At 69.8% G+C, this 21,595-nt stretch carries 22 protein-coding genes; 12 read left to right on the top strand and 10 right to left on the bottom strand.

The features are described from left to right. The first annotated feature begins 18 nt into the window (after nt 1-18). The 6 genes from OG738_RS04795 (at nt 19) to OG738_RS04770 (ending at nt 3,799) form a co-directional block, all read left to right on the top strand. Nucleotides 19-546, top strand: coding sequence for a MauE/DoxX family redox-associated membrane protein (locus tag OG738_RS04795; protein WP_329051543.1), 528 nt, complete (start codon nt 19-21; stop codon nt 544-546). Between the two features lie 72 nt (nt 547-618). Continuing rightward, nucleotides 619-1,356: a DsbA family protein gene (locus tag OG738_RS04790; protein WP_329051542.1), complete on the top strand. Its 738-nt coding sequence runs from the start codon at nt 619-621 to the stop codon at nt 1,354-1,356. Nucleotides 1,357-1,466: 110 nt separating this feature from the next. Continuing rightward, nucleotides 1,467-1,805 carry a hypothetical protein gene (locus OG738_RS04785; protein ID WP_329051541.1) on the top strand — a complete coding sequence of 113 codons (339 nt, stop codon included), beginning with the start codon at nt 1,467-1,469 and terminating at the stop codon, nt 1,803-1,805. Then, on the top strand, nt 1,802-2,926 hold the full coding sequence (locus OG738_RS04780) for a C40 family peptidase (protein WP_329051540.1): 1,125 nt from the start codon (nt 1,802-1,804) through the stop codon (nt 2,924-2,926). Before OG738_RS04785 ends, OG738_RS04780 begins: the two co-directional genes overlap by 4 nt. Nucleotides 2,927-2,929: 3 nt before the next feature. Continuing rightward, the gene (locus tag OG738_RS04775; protein WP_329051539.1) at nt 2,930-3,310 is read left to right on the top strand and encodes a YbaB/EbfC family DNA-binding protein; all 381 of its coding nucleotides are present in this window, start codon (nt 2,930-2,932) and stop codon (nt 3,308-3,310) included. A 6-nt stretch (nt 3,311-3,316) separates the two neighbouring features. Next, entirely contained in the window at nt 3,317-3,799 is a 483-nt protein-coding gene (locus tag OG738_RS04770; protein ID WP_329051538.1) for a YbaB/EbfC family nucleoid-associated protein, read from the top strand. On the opposite strand, the gene OG738_RS04765 is transcribed toward OG738_RS04770, so the two are convergent. Next, nucleotides 3,796-4,287 carry a mycothiol transferase gene (locus OG738_RS04765; protein ID WP_329051537.1) on the bottom strand — a complete coding sequence of 164 codons (492 nt, stop codon included), beginning with the start codon at nt 4,285-4,287 and terminating at the stop codon, nt 3,796-3,798. The genes OG738_RS04770 and OG738_RS04765 overlap by 4 nt on opposite strands. 274 nt (nt 4,288-4,561) lie before the next feature. Between OG738_RS04765 and OG738_RS04760 the strand changes: the two genes are divergently transcribed. Then, nucleotides 4,562-5,836 carry an RICIN domain-containing protein gene (locus OG738_RS04760; protein ID WP_329051536.1) on the top strand — a complete coding sequence of 425 codons (1,275 nt, stop codon included), beginning with the start codon at nt 4,562-4,564 and terminating at the stop codon, nt 5,834-5,836. A 117-nt stretch (nt 5,837-5,953) separates the two neighbouring features. Continuing rightward, a complete protein-coding gene (locus OG738_RS04755) occupies nt 5,954-7,240 on the top strand; it encodes a family 1 glycosylhydrolase (protein WP_329051535.1) in 1,287 nt (428 codons plus the stop codon). Between the two features lie 32 nt (nt 7,241-7,272). On the opposite strand, the gene OG738_RS04750 is transcribed toward OG738_RS04755, so the two are convergent. From OG738_RS04750 to OG738_RS04740, 3 genes are all read right to left on the bottom strand, one after another. Beyond that, nucleotides 7,273-9,756 (bottom strand): DNA gyrase/topoisomerase IV subunit A, encoded by a 2,484-nt coding sequence (locus OG738_RS04750; protein ID WP_329051533.1) that lies wholly within the window; start codon nt 9,754-9,756, stop codon nt 7,273-7,275. 27 nt (nt 9,757-9,783) lie between these two features. Continuing rightward, complete coding sequence (locus OG738_RS04745; protein WP_329051532.1) at nt 9,784-11,835, bottom strand: DNA gyrase/topoisomerase IV subunit B; 2,052 nt, start codon at nt 11,833-11,835, stop codon at nt 9,784-9,786. A 135-nt stretch (nt 11,836-11,970) separates the two neighbouring features. Then, a complete protein-coding gene (locus OG738_RS04740) occupies nt 11,971-13,296 on the bottom strand; it encodes a hypothetical protein (protein ID WP_329051530.1) in 1,326 nt (441 codons plus the stop codon). 107 nt (nt 13,297-13,403) lie between these two features. On the opposite strand from OG738_RS04740, the gene OG738_RS04735 reads away from it, so the two are divergent. Then, nucleotides 13,404-14,516 (top strand): LLM class flavin-dependent oxidoreductase, encoded by a 1,113-nt coding sequence (locus OG738_RS04735; RefSeq protein WP_329051528.1) that lies wholly within the window; start codon nt 13,404-13,406, stop codon nt 14,514-14,516. Further along, on the top strand, nt 14,513-15,094 hold the full coding sequence (locus OG738_RS04730; protein ID WP_329051526.1) for a CE1759 family FMN reductase: 582 nt from the start codon (nt 14,513-14,515) through the stop codon (nt 15,092-15,094). Before OG738_RS04735 ends, OG738_RS04730 begins: the two co-directional genes overlap by 4 nt. 95 nt (nt 15,095-15,189) lie before the next feature. Here the strand turns inward: OG738_RS04730 and OG738_RS04725 are convergent, their stop codons facing one another. The 3 genes from OG738_RS04725 to OG738_RS04715 are packed head-to-tail and all read right to left on the bottom strand — an operon-like array spanning nt 15,190 to nt 16,587. Continuing rightward, nucleotides 15,190-15,795, bottom strand: a complete 606-nt coding sequence (locus tag OG738_RS04725; protein WP_329051524.1) for a dihydrofolate reductase family protein — start codon at nt 15,793-15,795, stop codon at nt 15,190-15,192. 1 nt (nt 15,796) lies between these two features. Then, nucleotides 15,797-16,255, bottom strand: a complete 459-nt coding sequence (locus tag OG738_RS04720) for an SRPBCC family protein (protein ID WP_329051523.1) — start codon at nt 16,253-16,255, stop codon at nt 15,797-15,799. Beyond that, nucleotides 16,252-16,587, bottom strand: coding sequence for an ArsR/SmtB family transcription factor (locus OG738_RS04715; RefSeq protein WP_329051521.1), 336 nt, complete (start codon nt 16,585-16,587; stop codon nt 16,252-16,254). The genes OG738_RS04720 and OG738_RS04715 overlap by 4 nt, the downstream gene beginning before the upstream one ends. Before the next feature lie 131 nt (nt 16,588-16,718). Between OG738_RS04715 and OG738_RS04710 the strand changes: the two genes are divergently transcribed. Then, nucleotides 16,719-17,135 carry a PGPGW domain-containing protein gene (locus tag OG738_RS04710; protein WP_329051520.1) on the top strand — a complete coding sequence of 139 codons (417 nt, stop codon included), beginning with the start codon at nt 16,719-16,721 and terminating at the stop codon, nt 17,133-17,135. An 18-nt stretch (nt 17,136-17,153) separates the two neighbouring features. Continuing rightward, a complete protein-coding gene (locus OG738_RS04705; protein ID WP_329051518.1) occupies nt 17,154-17,810 on the top strand; it encodes a TetR/AcrR family transcriptional regulator in 657 nt (218 codons plus the stop codon). On the opposite strand, the gene OG738_RS04700 is transcribed toward OG738_RS04705, so the two are convergent. From OG738_RS04700 to OG738_RS04690, 3 genes are all read right to left on the bottom strand, one after another. After that, nucleotides 17,770-18,435 (bottom strand): epimerase, encoded by a 666-nt coding sequence (locus OG738_RS04700; protein WP_329051516.1) that lies wholly within the window; start codon nt 18,433-18,435, stop codon nt 17,770-17,772. The genes OG738_RS04705 and OG738_RS04700 overlap by 41 nt on opposite strands. Further along, entirely contained in the window at nt 18,432-18,830 is a 399-nt protein-coding gene (locus tag OG738_RS04695) for a carboxymuconolactone decarboxylase family protein (RefSeq protein ID WP_329051514.1), read from the bottom strand. The genes OG738_RS04700 and OG738_RS04695 overlap by 4 nt, the downstream gene beginning before the upstream one ends. A 247-nt stretch (nt 18,831-19,077) precedes the next feature. Further along, on the bottom strand, nt 19,078-21,573 hold the full coding sequence (locus tag OG738_RS04690) for a LamG-like jellyroll fold domain-containing protein (RefSeq protein ID WP_329051512.1): 2,496 nt from the start codon (nt 21,571-21,573) through the stop codon (nt 19,078-19,080). Between the last annotated feature and the right edge of the window lie 22 nt (nt 21,574-21,595).

Below are 21,595 nucleotides of genomic sequence, written 5' to 3'. Positions count from 1 at the left end.
TCCCGTTAGCCTAAGTGCGTGGTGCGACCGTCCCAACCCGTACTGGACGCCGTCGGCACGCTCGCCCGGATCGGGCTCGCGGCCGTCTGGCTCGTTTCGGGTGCGCTGAAGCTGGCGGATCCCGGGCAGACGCTGATCGCCGTCAAGGCGTACGACGTGCTGCCCGGCGCACTCGCCAACGTGGTGGCCATCGCGCTGCCGCTCGTCGAACTCGTGCTCGGGTTGTTCCTGCTCGCCGGCCTGGCGACCCGCTGGGTCGCCGGTGTCGCGCTGGTGCTGCTCGCCGTGCTCGTCGCCGGGATCGCCCAGTCGTGGGCGCGCGGGCTGAGCATCGACTGCGGGTGCTTCGGCGGCGGCGGCCAGGTGGCGGCGGGGCAGACCGAGTACCCGCAGGAGATCCTCCGCGACACCGGGTTCGCGCTGCTGGCCGCGTGGCTGCTGGTGCGCCCGCGCACGCTGCTGTCGCTCGACGGCTGGCTCGCGCGGGGTCGCGGGAACTCTGACGAACCCGATCCCGACTACTCGGGTATCGCGGAAGGGAACTGATACACAGTGAGTGGAGCTGAGCGGACCGCTCGGAAGCGTCGTCAGGCCGCGCAGGCCGGGGGAGCGAGGGCGGTGGCCCAGGCCAGGGGCGCGTCGACCGACAAGCGGAAGTGGATCATCGGGATCGCCGCCGTGGTCATCGTGGCCGCGCTGGTGATCGGCGGCGTGATCTGGACGATCTCGGACAAGAACAAGACCGGCGGCCAGGTCATCGACCCCGGCAAGAGCTCGCTGGCCGGGAACGTCACGCAGAAGCGCGACGGCGTCGTCGTCACCGTCGGCAAGGCGGGCGCGAAGGCTTCGATCGACGTCTACGCCGACTTCCTCTGCCCGATCTGCGGCCAGTTCGAGAAGACCTACAAGACCGACGTCGAGCAGGCGATCAACCAGGGCAAGCTGCAGGTGCGCTACCACATGGTGCCGCTGCTCAACGAGCGGTCCGACCCGCCCGGCTACTCGCTCGACTCGGCGAACGCGGCGCTGGCCGCGGCCGACGCCGGCAAGTTCCTCCAGTTCCACGACGCGCTGTTCGCGAACCAGCCCGAAGAGGGCAAGCGCGGCTACGACAAGGCGCAGCTGATCAAGCTCGGCACCGACGTCGGCATCACCGACCCGGCGTTCGCGCAGAAGATCAACGCCGGCACGTACGACCAGCAGATCACCGCGGCGTTCCAGCAGATCGAGAACGACCCGAAGCTGGCGCAGGACTTCGGCAACGGGCAGAGCGGCTTCGGCACGCCGACGGTCACGGCGAACGGCACGATCGTCAACTGGCAGGACCCGGGCTGGCTCGCGAAGGTCACCGGCTGAGTCCCGGCAATTCGCCCACCCGGGCACGGACCGTCGACTAGGCTGACTCCCGCAGCAGGGGAACCGGGGGTGGCGCGCGCACGTCGCACCTCCGGTGACAGGGAGGGCCAGTGGACGGTTCGCAGCAGGGGTTTCACGTCGACGAGGGCGCGTACGCGCGGTACGCCCGCGAAGTCGACCCGCTCGGTGACGACGTCAAGGGCGCGGCCGACCAGCACGTCGGCCCGCACGTGACGCTCGGCGGCCACGGCTTCTCCGAGATGGGCGGCGAATCCGGCTTCTCCGGCGCCTACAGCGGCCGGATGCGTGCGCTGCGGGAGCGGATGCACCGCGTCGGCGGCGGCTGGCGCCAGGTCGGCGAAGCCGCCCGGCAGACCGATCGCACCTACACGGCCGTCGAAGGCGAACACGGCGACGTCCTGCGGAGACTCGGGCAGGACCTCGCGTGACCGAGCACGCCGACCTGCTGGTCCGGCACGGCCTGGACACCACGAACCGGTTCGCGGACAAGCTGCGTCACGACCCCGCCGCCATCAGCGGCGCGCGGGACGCGCACGTCGCGCTCCAGACGTCGGTGGGGCGCACCCGCGACGCCGCCGCCGACCAGCGCGTCACCCTGACCTCCGCCAGTTCGGGCGCGACGACCGACCGCGCCACCGCGACGTCGCAGAGCCTGGAGAAGGAGGTCCAGGACCTCCTCGACGAGAGCGCCGAAATCGAGCAGGCGGTCGCCGAGGCGGCCGAGACGCTGCACGTCGGCGAGATCAAGAACGACCAGGTCCGCGACCAGATCATCAAGGAGATCTCGGCGTCGATGAAGGCACTGGCGGCGGTGAAGTCGATCCAGCCGCCGGAGAGCCGAGCCGCCGCGTCGCGCGCCATCCTGGTGAAGCTGCAGACGAAGATCAGCCGGCTCACCGGCCAGGCCGCGACCTTCAGCGAACAGACGATCAACCAGCTCACCGATCTCGGGACGCGGCTGGGCGGCGGCGAGCAGACGACGTCGGCTTCCTCGACGCACGTCGGCTCGTCCTTCAACAGCAACAGCGGCTACTCCGGCGGCGGCTCGGACGGCAGCGGCAGCGGCAGCGGAGGCGGCGGGGGAGGGGGCGGCGGTGCCGGGGTCGTGCACAAGCCGCGGCTGCCGGTCGCGATCCCGCCGCAGCCCGGCTCCGGCGTCGCGATCAACCTGCCCGGCGGCAAGCAGGTCATGGCACCGAACGAGACTGCGGCGAAGGCGGTGCGTGCGGCGCTTTCCCAGCTCGGCGTGCCGTACGTGTGGGGCGGCACCGCGCGGGGCCAGGGCCTCGACTGCAGTGGGCTGACGATGACGTCGTACCAGGACGCGGGCCTGCAGCTGCCGCGGACGGCGGCGCAGCAGACGGTCGGCGCCGAGGTGCCCTCGATCGACCAGCTGCTGCCGGGTGACCTCGTCGTCTGGTCCGGGCACGTGGCGATGGTGATCGGCGACGGTCAGCTGATCGAGGCCGGCGACCCGGTCCAGATCAGCAAGATCCGCACCACGAACGCGGGGCAGTCGTTCATCGGCTGCTACCGGCCGACGGGGTGAGTAGTGGCGGACTTCGACATGGACCTGGCTTCCGCGCGGATCACGGAGGCGGCGGCCCGGGCAGAGTCCGACGCTTCGGCGCGCTTCGAGCGCTCGGGCCCGGTGGTGGGCCAGGCTTGCTCGTCCGATGAGACGATCGAGGTGCGGGTCGCGCCGGGCGGACTGCTGACGAGCGTGTCGATCCACCGGTCGGCGCTGCGGCACGGATCGGCGGTGATCGCCGACCAGATCCTCGAGCTGGCCCAGCGCGCGACCCGCCGCGCGGGCGACAAGATGTACCACGCGCTGGCGCCGGTGGTGGCCGCGGCGCAGCTGGAAGTCCTGGGCTACCAGCCGATCCCGGACGACGACCCGGACGCCGACACCTACTCGTACGGAAGGTGAGCGCCGATGGTCACGACGCGTGAGCTGATTTCCCAGGCCCGGGCCCGCGAAGAGGCGATGTCCCGCGTGGACGAGCTGCTGGCGTCGGCCACCGGCACGGCCCACGACCTCGACGGCCAGGTGGAGGCGACGGTCGACGGCCGCGGCAAGCTGCTGCGGCTGTGGCTGGCGCCGTCGGCGGTGAACCTGGGTGAGCGCCTGGGGCCGCTGGTGGTGGAGATCGCCCAGGCGGCCATGCGCGAGGCGACCCAGGACGGCTACAACAAGGTCGCTCTGCTGCTGGGCGAGGACATGACGGTCCTGATCGAGCGGCTGACCGGAATGCCCGCGCCCGCCCGCGCCGAGGACGACGACCCGGGCATGACGGTCGAGGAGTTCCAGCGGCTGCGGGCCGAACGCCTCGGCGAGACGCCGGCGCCTTCGAGTGCCGAGGACGAGGACGCGTACTGGGAATCCTTCGACCCGGCGTCGCTGCGCTCGGATCGTTAGTTCAGCTGGGCCGTGGAGTTCGCGCCGTCCAAGGATTCGCGGATGATGTCCGCGTGGCCCGCGTGCTGGGCCGTCTCGTGGATCAGGTGCAGGACGATCCTCCGTGCCGACCAGAACCGGGGCTCCGGCGGTGACCACGGCGTCGTCGGCAGCTGGACCTCGACGTCCAGCGAGGGCAGCGACCGCACGTACGCGTCCGTGGCAGCGGCAGCCGCGGCGTAAGCCGAAAGCCAGTGCGACAGCGTCTCGCTCATCGAGTACTGCGTCGTGTCGAGCATGCCGTCCGGCAGGGAGCCGTCCGCGGTGCGCAACACCTGCAGCCACAGGCGCTCGCCCGTCGCGAGGTGGCGGATCAGACCGCCCAGGGTCAGTTCGCTGACCGTCGTCCGGCGGCCCGCGTCGGCGTCCGAAATGTCCCGGACCGGGATCAGCAAGCGCTTCCGCACTTCGGCCAGCAGCTGGAGGAGGTCGTCGTGTTCGCGAGTCATGGCGGAGACCGTAGGAGCGAATTAGGCCAGGTGCTGACCGGAATCCGCAATCCCGGTCAGCGGCAACCGAGTTCGGTCAGAGGTCTGGACCAACCGTCAAATGCTGTGTCTTAATTCAAGGTGTGAATTTCGGTCTCTCGCCGATGCGTGGCCGCGCCGACCAGCAGCCGGTCAACGTCGGTGCCGAGCTGCCCGCGCTCTTCCCCTTCGGCTACGGCCTGCACTACTCGCGCCACTGGTGACCGTTTCCCCGCCCCCACCGGAAGGAACACGCATGTCGAGATCCCGCCGCCCGCTGGTCCGGATATTGGCCTTCTTCGCCGCCTGCCTGGGCTTGAGCCTGGGCGCCCCCGCGGTGCAGGCCGCCACGCCGTTCAAGGTGCTCGCGTTCTACAGCGGCACCTACGACGCCGCGCACATCAGTTTCGAAAAGGAGGCCAACGTCTGGTTCGCCCAGCAGGCGTCGGCCAACGGCTACACCTACTCCTCGACGACCGACTGGAACCGGCTCACGAGCATCACCAAGGCCACCGCCGACGTCGTCATGTTCTTCGACGACCAGCCGCAGTCGGCCGCGCAGTTCCAGGGCTTCCAGAGCTACATGCAGGCCGGCGGCGGGTTCTTCGGCTTCCACGTCACGGCCTACAACGACAGCTCGACGCCGTCGTACGCCAACTGGTTCCACAACGACTTCCTCGGCACCGGCCGGTTCACCTCGAACTCGTGGGGCCCGACGCCGGAGACGCTGAAGATCGAGAACCGCACCCACCCGTCGACGGTGAACCTGCCGGCGACCATCCGGTCCTCGACGTCCGAGTGGTACGCCTGGCAGAACGACCTGCGCCAGAACGGCAACATCACCATCCTGGCGTCGATGGACCAGTCCACCTTCCCGATCGGCACCGACCCGAACCAGACCTGGTACAGCGGCTACTACCCGATCGCGTGGACCAACAAGAACTACAAGATGCTCTACGCGAACTTCGGCCACAACGCGATGAACTACGACACGAACACCGCGCTGTCGTCGACGTTCGAGAGTGCCGACCAGAACCGGTTCGTGCTCGACGGCCTCAAGTGGCTCGGCGGCGGCTCCACCACGCCGACCGACCCCGGCACGATCGACCCGTCGGCCTGGTACGCGGTGTCGAACAAGGCGAACGGCAAGTGCGTCGACGCGCGGGCCGCGGGCAGCGCCAACGGCACCGTGATCCAGCAGTACAGCTGCAACGGCACCGCGGCGCAGCAGTTCCAGTTCGCCCCGACCAGCGGCGGGTACGACCGGATCAACAACCGGACCAACCCGGCCGAGGTCATCGACGTGACCGGGGTTTCCACGGCCGACAACGCCGGCCTGCAGCTGTGGTCCTACAGCGGCGGGAACAACCAGCAGTGGCAGCCGGTGTCGGAGGGCGGTGGGTACTACCACTTCGTCGTCCGCCACACCGGCAAGTGCCTGACCGTGCCGGGAGCGTCCACAGCGGACAGTGTCCAGCTGGTCCAGTCGACCTGTGACGGCAGCGCCGCTCAGTCGTTCAAGGTCGCCTAGCGGGCCGGAGAGCCGCCCTTCGGGTGATGCGCCGGGCAGCCTCCTCGGCTAACATGAACACTCTTCATGTTGCCTCGGGAGGCTGCCGTGGTGTGCGGAAAACGAGCGATCTTTGCGGTGTTGACGCTGGTCACGGCGATGCTGGCCGGAGTGACGCCCGCCGGGGCGGTGCCCGTGCCCGCGTTCTTCTGGGGGGTCGCGACCTCGGGCTATCAGGCGGAGGGCTACGCGCCCGACAGCAACTGGCGCCGCTACGAGCAGGCGAAGACGTCGTCCATCAAGGAGCCCTACCTCGAGTCCGTCGACTTCCGGCACCACTACGCCGAGGACATCGACCGCGCGAAGCAGCTCGGCGTGAACGTCTTCCGCTTCAGCGTCGAGTGGGCGCGGATCGAGCCGCGCCCCGGCCGGCTCGACGAGACCGAGCTGGCGTACTACGACGACGTCGTGCGGCACGTCGTCGACGCCGGGATGCGGCCGATGATCACCCTCGACCACTGGGTCTACCCGGGCTGGGTCGCCGACCAGGGCGGCTGGGACAGCGACCGCACGGTCGACGCCTGGCTCGCGAACGCCCGCCGCGTCGTGGACCGCTACAAGGGGCTCGGCGCGATCTGGATCACGATCAACGAGCCGACCGTCTACCTGCAGAACGAAACGGCCAACGGCGGACTCGCCGGTTGGAAGCTGCCGTGGGCCCAGGCGCGGCAGGTGAAGGTGCACCGCGCGGCCTACGACCTGATCCACCAGCTGGACCCGGGTGCGCTCGTGTCCAGCAACACGGCGTACATCCCGGCCGCGCAGGGAGTGCTCGACGCGTCGTTCCTCGACCAGGTCCGCGACAAGCTCGACTTCGTGGGCCTCGACTACTACTACGGCGCGAGCCTCGACAACCTCAGCGCGATCCACGCGGCGAGCGGCGAATTCTGGAAGGTGACGCCGCAGCCGGACGGGATCTACTACGCGCTTCGCTACTACGCGCGGAAGTTCCCCGCCCTGCCGCTGTACGTCGTCGAGAACGGGATGCCGACGGACAACGGCAACGCGCGTCCCGACGGCTACACGCGTTCGGACCACCTGCGTGACCACATCTACTGGGTGCAGCGCGCGAAGGCCGACGGCATGAACGTCATCGGCTACAACTACTGGAGCCTCACGGACAACTACGAGTGGGGCAGCTACCAGCCGCGGTTCGGACTGTACACAGTGGACGCCCGCGCGGACGCCACGCTGACGCGCCGGCCGACCGACGCCGTCGCGGCGTACCGGCAGCTGATCGAGGGGCACGGCGTCCCGGCGGGCTACACGCCGGTGCGCCCGCCGGGCTTCTGCTCGGTCGTCGACGGCCTCGGCAGCTGCCTCGACCCGGCTCGCTACCCGGGTCCGGTGGCTCCGCTGGGCTGAGCACGACCACCGTGGCGCTGCCGCCCTGACCGTCAGTCGCGTTCGATGAGGTGGCCCACCACGTCCGGGCCGGGGTGGGCGTGGCCCGAGCCGTCGCGGCGGACGTCGATCTCCGGCAGCTCCACCGGGTCTCCGTTGCGGGCCGCGCCCGCCGGACGCGGGCCGATCCACGCGACGCGGAGAGCCGTTTCGCCCTTGAGGAACCTCTGTGCCCGGACGCCGCCCGTCGCGCGGCCCTTCGCCGGGTACTCGCTGAACGGGGTCACCTTCACGCTCTGGCCCGTCGACGTGATCACCATCGGCTCGCCGTGCTCGTCGTCGTCCGTGCGGATCGCTCCGAAGAAGACCACCGAACCCGCGCCCACGTTGATGCCCGCCATGCCGCCGCCCTTCAGGCCCTGGGGGCGGACCAGCGAGGCCGCGTACTTCAGCAGCGACGCCTCCGACGACACGAACGCCAGCGTCTCCGAGCCGTCCGTCAGCCAGGTCGCACCGACGACCTCGTCGCCGTCCTTCAGCGAGATCACTTCGAATTCGTCCGACCGGACCGGCCATTCCGGCGAGCAGATCTTCACCACGCCGGCCTTCGTGCCCAGCGCCAGGCCCGGCGAACCCGCCGCCTGCTCACCCAGCGGCGCGATCCCGACGACCGTCTCGCCCTTCTCCAGCGGTACCAGCTCACGCGCCGCCATGCCACCGCGCAGCGAGACCGTGCCCGCCTGCTCCGGCAGCACCGGCAACGGCAGCACGTCCGTCTTGAACGCCCGGCCGCGGCTGGTCACCAGCAGGATCTGGCCGCGGGCGGTCGTGTGCACCACCGCCGACACCGCGTCGTGCTTCACGCGGCCGTTGCGGCGGCGCGTCTCCGTCGACTCCTCGGACTCCGCCGCGGTGCGCGCCACCAGACCGGTCGCCGACAAAATGACCTGGCACGGGTCGTCCTCGACCTCCAGCGGCCCGGACGGCTTCGACGCGGCCAGGACCTCCTTCAGGTCACCATCGATCAGGGACGTCCGGCGCTCGGTCGGGAAGTCCTTCGCGATCTTCGCCAGCTCCGCCGAGACCAGCTTCTTCAGCACGGACTCGTCGTCGAGGATCTTGGTCAGCTCCGCGATCTCCTCGCGCAGCCGCTCCTGCTCCGATTCCAGCTCGAGCCGGTCGTACTTCGTGAGGCGCCGCAGCGGGGTGTCGAGGATGTACGTCGCCTGGATCTCCGACAGCTTGAAGCGCGTCATCAGGCCGTCCTTGGCGGCCTGCGCGTTCTCGCTTTCGCGGATGAGCTTGATCACCTTGTCGATGTTCAGCAGCGCGATCAGCAGGCCGTCGACCAGGTGCAGCCGCTCTTCGCGCTTGCGACGCCGGTACTTCGTGCGCCGCGTGACGACCTCGTAGCGGTGCCGGAGGAAGACCTCCAGGAGTTCCTTCAAGCCCAGGGTCTGCGGCTGGCCGTCGACGAGCACCAGGTTGTTGATGCCGAACGACTGCTCCAGCGGCGTGAGCCGGTAGAGGTCCGCGAGCAGGGCCTGCGGGTTGACGCCGACCTTGCACTCGATGACCAGCCGCGTGCCGTTCTCGCGGTCGGTGAGGTCCTTGACGTCGGCGATGCCGGTGAGCCGCTTGGACTTGTTGACCTCGTCGGTGATCTTCTCGATCACCTTCTCCGGGCCGACGCCGTACGGCAGTTCGGTGACGGTGATGGCCTGCCGCCCGCGGCTGCCTTCGAGGGGCCCGGTCTCGCAGTTCGCGCGCATCCGGACCACGCCGCGACCGGTCTCGTACGCGCGGCGGACCTCGTCCAGGCCCAGCAGGCTGCCGCCGGTGGGCAGGTCGGGGCCGGGCACGAACTCCATCAGCTTGTCGAGCGTCGCGGTCGGGTGCGTGATCAGCCACCGCGCCGCCGCGACGACCTCGCCGAGGTTGTGCGGGATCATGTTGGTCGCCATCCCGACCGCGATCCCGGACGTGCCGTTGACCAGCAGGTTCGGGAACGCCGCGGGCAGCACGGACGGCTCCTCGAGCGAACCGTCGTAGTTCGGCCGGAAGTCGACCGTGTCTTCGCCCAGCTCGCCGACCAGCTGCATCGCCTCGGGCGACATGCGGGCTTCGGTGTACCGCGACGCGGCCGGGCCGTCGTCGGGCGAGCCGAAGTTGCCGTGGCCGTCGATCAGCGGGACGTTCAGCGAGAAGTCCTGCGCCAGCCGCACCATCGCGTCGTAGATCGCGACGTCACCGTGCGGGTGGTACTTGCCCATCACGTCGCCGACCACGCGCGACGACTTCACGTACGCGTGCGTCGGGCGGTAGCCGTTCTCGTTCATCGAGTAGAGGATCCGGCGGTGCACCGGCTTCAGCCCGTCCCGCGCGTCCGGCAGGGCGCGCGAGTGGATGACCGAATACGCGTACTCCAGGTACGAGTCCTCGATCTCGGTCTTCAGCGAGTTGTCGAAGACGTTCGCGCCGGCGCGGTCGAACGCGCTGGGATCGACCTTGGTGGTGGTGCCCTTGCGGCGTGCCACGGCAGAACTCCTTGGTAGCTACGGAATTTAAGCGTCGATGGCGTCGCGGTCGATCCGGTCCGAAGAGGCGACCAGCCAGTTCCGCCGGGGCTCGACCTTCTCGCCCATCAGCAGTTCCAGCGCGCCCTCGGCGGCCTCGGCGTCGTCCATGGTGATCCGGCGGACCGAGCGGGTGGCCGGGTTCATCGTGGTCTCCCACAGCTCGTCGGCGTCCATCTCGCCGAGGCCCTTGAACCGCGGCACCGGCGTGACGATGCTCTTGCCCGCCCGCTCCAGCTCCGCGTACTTGGTTTCCATCTCCTGCTGCGTGTACGTGAAGTGCGTCTCCGGGTTGCGGCCCTTCGTGACGAGCTTGTGCAGCGGCGGCATCGCCGCGTACAGCCGGCCGTCCTCGATCACCGGGCGCATGTACTTCGCGAACAGCGTGATCAGCAGGGTCCGGATGTGCGAGCCGTCGACGTCCGCGTCCGCCATCAGGATGACGCGGCCGTAGCGCATCGTCGTCAGGTCGAACGTGCGGCCGGTGCCCGCGCCGAGGACCTGCACGATCGACGCGATCTCGGCGTTCTTCAGCGTGTCGCCGAGCGACGCCTTCTGCACGTTCAGGATCTTGCCCCGCAGCGGCAGCAGCGCCTGGTACTCGGACACGCGCGCCATGCGGGCCGACCCCAGCGCGCTGTCACCCTCGACCAGGAACAGCTCGCTGCGGGAGACGCCGGTGGTGCGGCAGTCGACCAGCTTCGGCGGCATCGCCGCGCCTTCGAGGGCGGTCTTGCGCCGGGCCGCGTCCTTCTGCTGCTTCTGGGTGAGCCGGACGCGGGAGGCGTCGACCACCTTCTGCAGCACGACCTTGGCCTCGGACTTCGTCTTGCGGTCCTCGGTCCAGGCCTTGACGTGCTTGTCGACGATGCCCTGGATGACGCGGGTGATGCCGGCCGTGGACAGCTCGTCCTTCGTCTGCGACGTGAACTGCGGCTCCGGCAGCCGGACGTGCACGACCGCGGTCATGCCCTCGAGGACGTCCTCGATCGTCGGCATGTCCTCCTTGGGCTTGAGCAGCCCGCGGGTCTTGGAGATCGCGTCCTGCAACGCCTTCGCCATCGCGCGGTCGAAGCCGCGGCGGTGCGTGCCGCCGTGGACGTTGCGGATCGTGTTGGTGAAGCATTCGACCGTGCGCTCGTAGCCGGTGCCCCAGCGCAGCGCGACCTCGACCTCGGCGTGCCGCTCCACATTGGACTGCATGACGCCCGCCGCGTCGGCCGCATTCTCCTTGTACGTGCCCTCGCCGGTGATCAGCAGCGTGCCGCAGACCGGCTTTTCGCCCGACGGCGTCAGGAAGTCGACCATGTCGACGAGGCCGTGCGGGAAGTGGAAGGTCTCTTCGTTGATGGTGTCTTCGATGGCCGTGCGCAGCACGTACGTGACGCCCGGGACGAGGAACGCGGTGTTGCGCAGCTTCGCCCGCACGCCGTCGACGTCCAGCGCCGCGCCGGACTCGAAGTACCGCGCGTCGTACCAGTAGCGGATCGACGTGCCGCTGCGTTCGCCGCGCTTCATCTTGCCGACGAGGTTCAGCCCGGACCGGCGGGTGAACTTCGCCTTCGGGCCGGGCGCGTCGAACGTGCCGGGGATGCCGTGCTTGAACGACATCTGGTGGACCTTGCCGTCCTGCTTGACCGTGACGTCGAAGCGGTGCGACAGCGCGTTGACCGCCGAAGCGCCGACGCCGTGCAGGCCGCCGGAGGTCTTGTAGCCGGAGCCGCCGAACTTGCCGCCGGCGTGCAGCCGCGTCAGCACCAGCTCGACGCCGGACAAACCGGACTTGGCGTGGGTGCCGGTGGGGATGCCGCGGCCGTCGTCGTCCACCTGGACGCTGCCGTCGGCGTGCAGCGTGACGACGATCTTCGTCGCGTGGCCGGCGACACCCTCGTCCGTCGAGTTGTCCACCACCTCGGAGAAGAGGTGGTTGATGCCCCGGCTGTCGGTGGAGCCGATGTACATCCCGGGGCGTTTGCGGACGGCTTCGAGACCCTCGAGGTGGGTGAGGTCGTCGGCCCCGTACAAGGTCTCGGCAGTCACAGGGTCGTTCTCCCGGATCGTGGCTCGCGAAAAGTGCTGGTGGTGGTGCGGACTCGGCCTGCACCGTACTGCAGGATATCCGCCCACCCCGACAGTTTCCGCGCCCTCCGCCCCTCCAGTGGCGTGCGCCGCCCCCTAACGGGGGTCGTAGCCCAGGTCGGGCCACAGGCCCAGCAGGGCTTCGATCTTGCGCGGGACTTGGAAGCTGTTCCGGAAGTTCGGCTTCTCGCCGATCGCGGCGAGGCCCTTGCGGAGGTCGCCGAACGCCGGCCGCGAGGCCGTCTCCCGGGTCAGGATGTAGCAGTACGTGCGGCGCGGGTAGGCGAACTCGTCGGCGTAGGCCTGCAGCACCAGACCGGGGGCCTCGATCCGCGACCCGACCAGCGCCCGGCCCTGCTTCTGGCTGTACACGCGGATGACGTGCACGCCGGCGCGGAGCGTGCGCGGCGGGTCCTGGCCCTGGCCGTCGTCGGCCCAGAACAGCTCGACGCGGAACGGTTGTTCGCCGTTCTCGCCGGGGTGGGCGTACTCGCGCGTCAGCTCTTCGAGCCGGTACTCGGCCTCGGCCGACGGCTCGCCGCCTTCGACGAGGCTGACGAGGTACAGCTCGGCCGGGCGCGGCCAGGCGGGCCGGGGAACGTCGGTCTGGATCTCGGAAGTCTCGGGGCTTTCTCGAGTTTCCGAAACTTCGACGGCGTCCGGCGTGTCGGCCGGTTCCGGCTCGTTCGCGACGGCCGGTGCCGCAACCGGTTCCGGGGCCGGCGCCACCTCGGCGGCGGGCGCCGCGGGCCGGACCGGGGACGGCGGCGGGGTGGGAGCCGGGCGGACGGGGGAGGGGGGCGGCGTCGGGGCGGCGGGCCGGACCGGCGTCGCCGGGCGGCTCGTCACGACGGGCCGGGCGGGTGCCGCGGCGCGGGGCGGGGTGGCGGGGCGCGGCGAGGTGACCAGCTTCCCGGCGCCGTACTGCTCCAGGAGCGGTTCCAGGTCGCCCGCCGTCAGCGCGGGGCCCGCGAGGTCGCACCACTCGAGCCAGGCCTCCTGGGCCTCCTCGACGGTGTGCTTCTCGTGGGAGACCGTCACCGCCTCGAACAGCTGCCGCGGACCGGCGGCGGTGACGTCGGCCGAGCCGACCACCACGAACGACGGGTCGTCCTCGGCGATCACCAGTTTCGCGTTCAGCCCGCGCAGCGAGTGCACGATCACGCCCGCCTTCACCCAGTGCAGCAGGGCGTGCGGGCTCGTCGCGCCGGACAGCACCGTGTCCAGGCTCGCGTCCGTGATCACCGTGTCGCCGGGTTCCAGCGGCAGCAGCGCGGCCGCGCCGGGCCCCACGTGGCCGAAGGCGGCCACCAGGTTCCGGCGGGGCGCGAGCAGCGGGGTGATCGACCCCCAGATGTCGCGGCCCGTGAGAAGGCGTACCGAACGTTCTGCCAGACCCAGCCGACCGAGCTCCGCGTCCATGTCCCTGACCTTACTTGGTGCCCCCTACGGCATTGTCGGCCGGAATATCTCTTGCTTGGAAGTAGTTGAACGCGCATGTAAGATGAGGGTCGCGAAGGGAGCAGGTCATGCAGTTCGGAATCTTCACGGTGGGTGACGTCACGACCGATCCCACCACCGGCACCACGCCGACGGAGCACGAGCGGATCAAGGCGATGGTCCGCATCGCGCTCAAGGCGGAGGAGGTCGGCCTCGACGTCTTCGCGACCGGCGAGCACCACAACCCGCCGTTCGTGCCGTCGTCGCCCACGACGATGCTAGGGCACATCGCGGCGCAGACGTCCAAGATCATCCTGTCGACGTCTACGACGCTCATCACCACGAACGACCCGGTGAAGATCGCCGAAGACTTCGCGATGCTGCAGCACCTGGCCGACGGCCGCGTCGACCTCATGATGGGCCGCGGCAACACCGGCCCGGTCTACCCGTGGTTCGGCGAGGACATCCGCCAGGGCATCCCGCTGGCGGTCGAGAAGTACGCGCTGCTGCGCCGGCTGTGGCGCGAGGACGTCGTCGACTGGGAAGGCAAGTTCCGCACGCCGCTGCAGGGCTTCACGGCCACGCCGCGCCCGCTGGACGGCGTCCCGCCGTTCGTGTGGCACGGGTCGATCCGCAGCCCGGAGATCGCCGAGCAGGCGGCGTTCTACGGTGACGGGTTCTTCGCCAACCACATCTTCTGGCCGACCTCGCACTTCCAGCAGCTGATCGCGTTCTACCGTCAGCGCTTCGAGCACTACGGCCACGGCGCCGCGGACCAGGCGATCGTCGGCCTCGGCGGGCAGGCGTTCATCCGTCCGAAGTCCCAGGACGCGTGGACCGAGTTCCGCCCGTACTTCGACAACGCACCGGTGTACGGCCACGGCCCGACGCTGGAGGAGTTCACCGAGCAGACGCCGCTGACGGTCGGGAGCCCGCAGGAGGTCATCGACAAGACGCTGACGTTCCGCGAGCACTTCGGCGACTACCAGCGCCAGCTGTTCCTGATGGACCACGCGGGCCTGCCGCTGAAGACGGTGCTGGAGCAGCTCGACCTCCTCGGTGAGGAAGTGGTCCCGGTGCTGCGCAAGGAGCTGGACTCGCTGCGTCCGGCGCACGTTCCGGACGCTCCGACGCATGCTTCGCTGGCTGCTTCGGCTTTGGCTTCGGTGTCGGATTCCGTGTCGGATTCGGTGTCGGCATGAAGCTCGCGGTGGTGACGGCGGGGCTGTCGGTCCCGTCGTCGAGCCGGCTGCTGGCGGACCGGCTGGCCACGGCCACGGTCGCGGCTTCGTCGTCGCCGGTGTCGGTTTCGGTGGTGGAGCTGCGGGACATCGCCCTGGACGTGACGAAGAACCTGCTGACCGGCTTCCCCAGCCCGGCCCTGAGTTCGGCGATCGCCACGGTCGTGGACGCCGACGCGGTGATCGTGGTGACCCCGGTGTTCACGGCCGGGTACAGCGGGCTGTTCAAGTCGTTCTTCGACGTCTTGGACGCGGATTCGCTGGTGGGCAAGCCGGTGCTGCTGGGAGCGACGGGCGGCACCGAGCGCCATTCCCTGGTGCTGGACTACCAGCTGCGCCCGTTGTTCGGGTACCTGAAGGCGGATCCGGTCGCCACCGGGGTCTTCGCGGCTTCGTCGGATTGGGGCGAGGGGGCGTTGCAGCGGCGGATCGAGAAGGCCGGAGCGGAGTTGGCTTCGGCTGCCGATGGCCGGGCTGTTGGTGGTGGGGAGCCCGAGTTCGTTCCCTTCGAGCAGCTGTTGGCTGGTGCGGGGGAGTAGGTCTTGGGGCGCTTGCCGCCGGCGGGATGGCCGCTCACAGCCCGGAAACGGCCTGAACAGTTACCAAACAGGTGATCAACGGCGAAGCCGGATCTTCAAGACCGTCGGTAGCGAACCCGATAACGCAAGTGCGTGACACCAGAGCCGACAACAACTTCAACCTGCTCCAGCGACGCACCAGAGGTCTCACCGGAAGAGAAGTACCGAACACCAGAGCCGAGAAGAACCGGCACAAGATCGATCCGAACCTCGTCGAGAAGGCCAAGATTCAGGCACTGCTGAGCGATGTCCGGCCCGGAGACACCCACGGAGCCATCCCCAGCCGCCCTGGCCTGCTCCACGGCGGAAGCGACGGAAGAGACGAACGTGAACGGCGCCAAGTGGGAAGCGGGCCAGTCCGATGGCGGAGGCCGGTGCGTGACAACGAAAGCGGCGCCCCCGCCGGGTGGATTGCCGCCCCAGCCGTGGGTGTGGTCGAACACCCGGCGGCCGCAGACGAGCGCGCTGTGGCGGACCGAGTCCAGGAACGAACGCAAGTAGTCCGCGCTGGCCGGGGCGACCCGGAACGTGATCGGGTAGCCGACCATCGGCACCTCGACGTCGCCCGCCGTGTACCAGTCGAACAGGGGGCCGACCGAATCGTCGGGCCGCGCGACGAACCCGTCCAGTGACATGCAGAAGCTCGCGACGACGCCGGCCATTTCAGTCCGCCAGTACCTTGTCGAGGCGCTCGAACGACTCCGCGATCCCGCGGCTCATCCCGCTCTCCAGTGCCGCGTCGCGGGCCTCGGTCGACGGGAACACCGAGCGGGTCACCACGCGCGTGCGGCCGCCGAGGTCGGTCAGGGTCAGGGAGTCGAGGCTGACTTCGCCGGGGGCACCGAGGAACTCGAACGTCTGGATGATCCGGTCGGGGCTCACCGTGTGGTAGACGCCGCGGAAGCGGTGCTCGCCGCGTTCGTCGCGGTGGATGTACTCGTACGCGCCTCCTGACCGCGCGTCGAACTCGAGGAGCTCCATCTCCATGCCGTGCGGGCCCAGCCAGCGCACGATCAGCTCCGGGTCGGTGTGCGCGCGGAAGACCGCCGACGGCGGGGCCGCGAACTCGCGGGTGACCTCGACGAAGGGAGTTCCGGGCCGGGCGGTGATCGTGGTGCTCATGGCGTTTCCTCCAGGGCGTCCAGGACGGCGTCGAGCCGCCGGTAGCTGCGTTCGGTGGCCAGCCGGTACGTGTCGATCCAGCCGGTGAGGGCTTCGAGGGCGGACGGCACGAGGTGGCACGGCCGACGTTGGCCGTCGCGGCTGCGCGTGATCAGCCCGGCCTGCTCGAGCACCTGGATGTGCCGGGAGACCGCCTGCTTCGTGATCGCGAACGGCTCGGCCAGCTCGTTGACCGTCGCTTCGCCGCGGGACAGCCGCGCGACCAGCGCCCGGCGCACCGGGTCGCCGAGGGCGGTGAACGCCCGGTCCAGCGCGTCCTCGTCAACCGACATCTTTATCAACCAATCTCTTTATCAACCGATGCGTTGACTATAAGTCCGCTGTCAAGACCGGCAGCTGTGCTGGTGAGTGGCAGGCGAGGCGGCGATCAGGAAGAATCGGACGAAACGAGGGGAGACGCCCAGTGGGCATCGGCAAGCAGGCGAAGCGGATCCTGATCACGGTGGCGGGTGCCGTGCTGCTCGTGGTCGGGGTGCTGCTGCTCGTGCTGCCCGGCCCCGGGCTGCTGCTCGTGCTCGCCGGGCTGCTGCTGCTCGCGTCGGAGTTCCCGGCGCTCGAGCGGTACGTCGACCCGGTGCGCGACCGCGCGATGAAGGCGGCCGAGGAGAGCGTTTCGTCGCCGCTGCGGATCGCCGGCTCGGTGCTGGCCGGGCTGGCGCTGCTGGCCGCGGGGATCGTCTGGGGCACGGTGAAGTCGCTGCCGTTCGCCGGCTGGAGCACCGGGTCGAGCCTGATCCTGTCGTCGGCGATCCTGTTCGCGCTGCTGATCTGGAGCTACCGGCGGGTGAAGACCCGGCACGAAGCCGCCAGCCGCAGCTGAGGGGATACTGTCGGCGGCATGAGCGCCGGATTCCAGCGTGCCCGGCGGCCCGAGCAGATCGAGGCGCGCCGCACCGCGATCCTCGCCGCCGCGAAGGAACTCCTGGCCGAGCGGCCGGTCGCCGACATCAGCCTGCGGGAGCTGGCCTGCCGCGTCGGGCTGGCGAAGTCCAATGTGCTCCGCTACTTCGACAGCCGCGAGGCGGTCTTCCTCGAAGTCCTCGACGCCGAGTGGTCGGCGTGGCTGGACGCCCTCGCGCTCGGTGAGGCGGCCCCGGCAGAGCCCCGCTTCGCACGCGAAGAGCGTGTCGCGGGGATGATCGCCGCGACGCTCGCCGAGCGGCCGTCGCTGTGCGAGCTGGTCAGCGCGATGGGGCCGGTGCTGGAACGCAACATCTCGCCGGAGTTCGCCCGCGACTTCAAGAAGCGGTCGTTAGCCAATACCCAGCGGCTCGGCGAGCTGGTCCGGTCGCGGGTGCCGGAGCTGTCGGCCGACGGCGCCCGCCAGTTCGCCTTCGGGGTGGTGATCGTCGTCTCGGGGGCGTGGCCCTACGCCAACCCGACCGACGCCGTCGCGGCGGCCGCGGCCGAGCTGGGCGGGGTGCCGTCGTTCGCGGCCGGGCTGGCCGAAGGGCTCACGAACCTGCTGGCCGGTCTCGTCGCGCGGCGGCGGTGACGATGTCGGCGTTCTCCAGGATCGTGCGCTCGTAGCCGCTTTCCGCGACCGCCAGCATCGCCGAGCCGATCTCCTCGGTGGTCGTCACCACCTGCGGCAGGAACCGCCGCAGCACCGGGTAAAACGGCATCACGACGCGGTAGAGCGTGCGGTACAGCGGGGTCTTCGACGTGATCCCGTGCAGCGGCTGGATGTAGCCGGGGCGGAAGGTGAACGTCCGCAGCGGCAGCTTCGCCAGCGCGTTCTCCGTGGCCCCCTTGACGCGCGCCCAGCGAACGCGGCCGCGTTCGCTGCTGTCGGTGCCCGCACCCGAGACGTACACGAAAGTCGTGTCCGCGGGCAGCTTGCCGGCCACCGAGAGCGTGAGCTGGTAGGTGATCCGCTCGTAGTCCCCGGGCGCCACGCCCACCGACGACACGCCGAGGCAGTAGAAGCACGTGTCGTACCCGGTGATCGGCTCGAGGGCGAAGAGGTCCTCGCGCACCAGCTCGGTCAGCTTCGGGTGCTCGGTGCCGAGCGGCGAGCGGCCGACCGCCAGCACCGCCTCGACCCGGTCGTCCAGCAGGCACTCCCGCAGCACGCCCTGTCCGACCATCCCGGTCGCGCCGAAGAGGACGACCCTCACGCGTCGGCCACCGGCAGCAGACCTCGTTCCCCGAAGACCTTCTTCGCCACGGCGGTCGCGTTCAGCGCCCGCGGGAACCCGCAGTAGGCGGCCGACTGCAGCAGCGCCTCGACGATCTCTTCGGGCGTCAGCCCGGCGTTGAGCGACGCGTTGACGTGCACCTCCAGCTGCGGCTCGCACCCGCCGAGCGCGGTGAGCATGCCGAGCGTGACGAGCTGGCGGTCCCGCGGCACCAGCCGCGGCCGCGTGTAGATCTCGCCGAAGCCCCACGAGACGAGGCTGTCGGCCAGCTTCGGCGAGATGTCGGCCAGGCTGTCGAGCACCCGCTGGGCGGTCTCTTCGCCGTTGAGGTCGGTCAGTGCCTTGCGGCCGCGTTCGAAGCGATCTTCGGTCATGTCGACGACGGTAGTGGCTGGAGCGTGCTCCAGGACAACCGTGTGCGGAGACCAGGCGAACGTGCACTGCCGGGGTAGTCGCCTGTCGGCGAGTAGCTCCCGGCGGCGTCCGACGGCGAGAACGCCGGATCTCGCGGGCAGGAACGATCTTCGAGAGCCCAAGAGGCTCACCCCCTGAAAAACGCGAAACCCGGGGACCGCGATCGCGGTCCCCGGGCCTACACGCGCCAGGAGTGCTTCCGGTTGCCTACTTGCCGCTGGCGTACAACGCGCTCACGTCCGCGTCGGACAGGGCCCGGTCGTAGACGTGGACCTGGTCGACGGCTCCGTTGAGGAAGTCGACCGGGTTGCCGCCGTACTTGCCGCGGCCGATCACCGTGTGGCCCGTCGACGCGTCGCCGAGGCAGACGCTCTTCGTGGCCGCCAGCTGGCCGTCCACGTAGAGCTTCAACGTGCCCGAAGCCGCGTCGCGAACGCCGACGACGTGGTACCAGCGGTTCGGCTCCGGGGCCGTGGGCGCCAGGGCCCGCGTGCCCACGAAGCTCATCGCCAGCCGGTGGTCCGCGCCCGAGTACTGCAGGAAGAACGCGCTGTTGCTGTCGCCGTCCTGGCTCACCACGGTCTGGAAGCCGTCGCCGACGGCGTTGAACTTCACCCACGCCGCCGCGCTGTAGCTGCCTTCGGTGTTCACCAGCGCGGCGCCCGTGTCGGCGTACTGGCCCGACCCGTTCACCGCCAGCGCCGAGCCGCTCTTGCCCTCGGTCCAGGACGCGCCGCCGACGAGCGTCGCGTCGTGGCTGCCGACGACGTCCTTCGCCACCGTGCCCGCGTTCTCGTCGAAGGGGTAGGCCGCGATGCCGTCGATGCCCGGGGTGCCCGCGGGCACCGAAGGTCCGGAGACGGGAGCGCCGGTGGCGCCCTTGATCACCGCGAGGTTCGCCGCGCGGACCGCCGCGAAGTCCATCTTCTTCACCTGCCGGTCGTAGGTGAAGAAGCCGTTGACCTCCTTCTCGACGTCGGTGGTCTGCGTGTAGACGCCGGCCGAGACGCCGCACCGCTGCGCGACCAGCAGCAGGCGCTGCTGGAGTTCGCCGTAGCGCCGGGTCAGCGTCGCGCTGTCGGGCTCCATCTCGTAGGCGAAGCTGCCCGCCGGGTCGAACTGGTGGCCGTCGACCTTGAGGCCGAGGCCGCCGTACTCGCCGTCGACCGCCGCGCGCGTGCCGGTCTGCATCGGCGTGCCCGGCCCGGTGTAGGTGTGGTCGTCGTAGATGTCACCCTTGCCGCTGTCCGGTTCGGACCGGCAGCAGTTGACCCCGGATTCGGCGTTCACCAGCCGGGACGGGTCCCAGGACTTGACCTCGTCGGCGATGCGGCCGACCTCGTAGTCGCCCCAGCCCTCGTTGAACGGCACCCACGTGACGATCGACGGGAAGCTGCGGTGCTGGTCGATCATCCGGTGCATCTCGGACTCGAAGTTGACGCGCGACGCGGCCGACGGCTCGATGTCGTCCTTCATCGCCGGCATGTCCTGCCACACCATGAGGCCCAGCTTGTCGGCGTAGTAGTACCAGCGGTCCGGCTCGACCTTGATGTGCTTGCGCACCATGTTGAAGCCGAGCGCCTTCTCCTGCTGCAGGTCGAACTTCAGCGCCGCGTCGGTCGGCGCGGTGTAGATGCCGTCCGGCCAGAAGCCCTGGTCGAGCGGGCCGACCTGCATGACGAACTTGCCGTTGAGCAGCATCCGCTCCTTGCCGTCGGCGGTCTTGCCGACGCTGATCGACCGGATGCCGAAGTAGGAGCCCACTTCGTCCCCTGTGGACAGCCGGACCCGCAGGTCGTAGAGGAACGGGTCGTCCGGCGACCACAGGTGCGGCTTGTCCACCTTGAGCTGCAACGGCTTGTTCGCCTCACCGGTGACGCGGCCGACCGGGCGGCCGTGGTCGTAGGCGATCGCCTCGACGCGCTGCTTCACCGGGCCGCCGACCACGGCGTTCACCGTGACCGACCCGCTCGCGGCGTCGGGCGTGAGGTCGAGCCGGTCGATGTGCGCGGTCGCCACCGGCTCCATCCACACGGTCTGCCAGATGCCGGACGTCGGCGTGTAGAAGATGCCGTCGCCGGGCTGGCGCTGCTTGCCGAGCGGCTGCCCGCCCTGGTCGTTCGGGTCGGCGACGCCGACGACGAGCTCCTGGGTCTTCGCCGTGGTCAGGGCGTCGGTGACGTCGACGGAGAACGCGTCGTAGCCGCCGGTGTGCCGCGTCACGGTCTTGCCGTTGACGATGATCGTGGCGTCGTAGTCGACGGCCTGGAAGTGCAGCTGCAGCCGCTGTCCCTTGCCGATCTGCCAGTTCTTCGGGACCTCGAACGTGCGGCGGTACCACATGTTCGTCTCGTGGCGCATGATCCCGGATAGCGCGGACTCGACCGGGTACGGCACGAGGATGCGCTCGCCGAGCGTCTTGCCGATCGGCGCCGCCTCACCGGGGGTCGCCTTGGCGAACTCCCAGACGCCGTTGAGGTTCTGCCACTGGTCGCGGGTCAGCTGCGGCCGCGGGTAGTCGGGCAGGGCGTTGGTGGGGGAGACGTCCTTGGTCCAGGGCGTCGACAGCGGCGGCGTCAGCCGTTGCCACTGGGGAGCATCGGCGGCACTCGCCGCCGGCGCGGTGCCGAGGCCGGCGACCGCGACGGCGAACGCCGCGGCGGCGGTCAGCCATCTCCGGGTTTTTCGGGCAGGGCGGAACATCGTTGAACCTCCGGGTAGGGGA

It is taken from the genome of Amycolatopsis sp. NBC_01488 (assembly GCF_036227105.1).
GTDB lineage: Bacteria > Actinomycetota > Actinomycetes > Mycobacteriales > Pseudonocardiaceae > Amycolatopsis.
The sequence above is the reverse complement of the archived record's forward strand: the minus strand, read 5'-3'. Positions and strand labels throughout refer to the sequence as shown.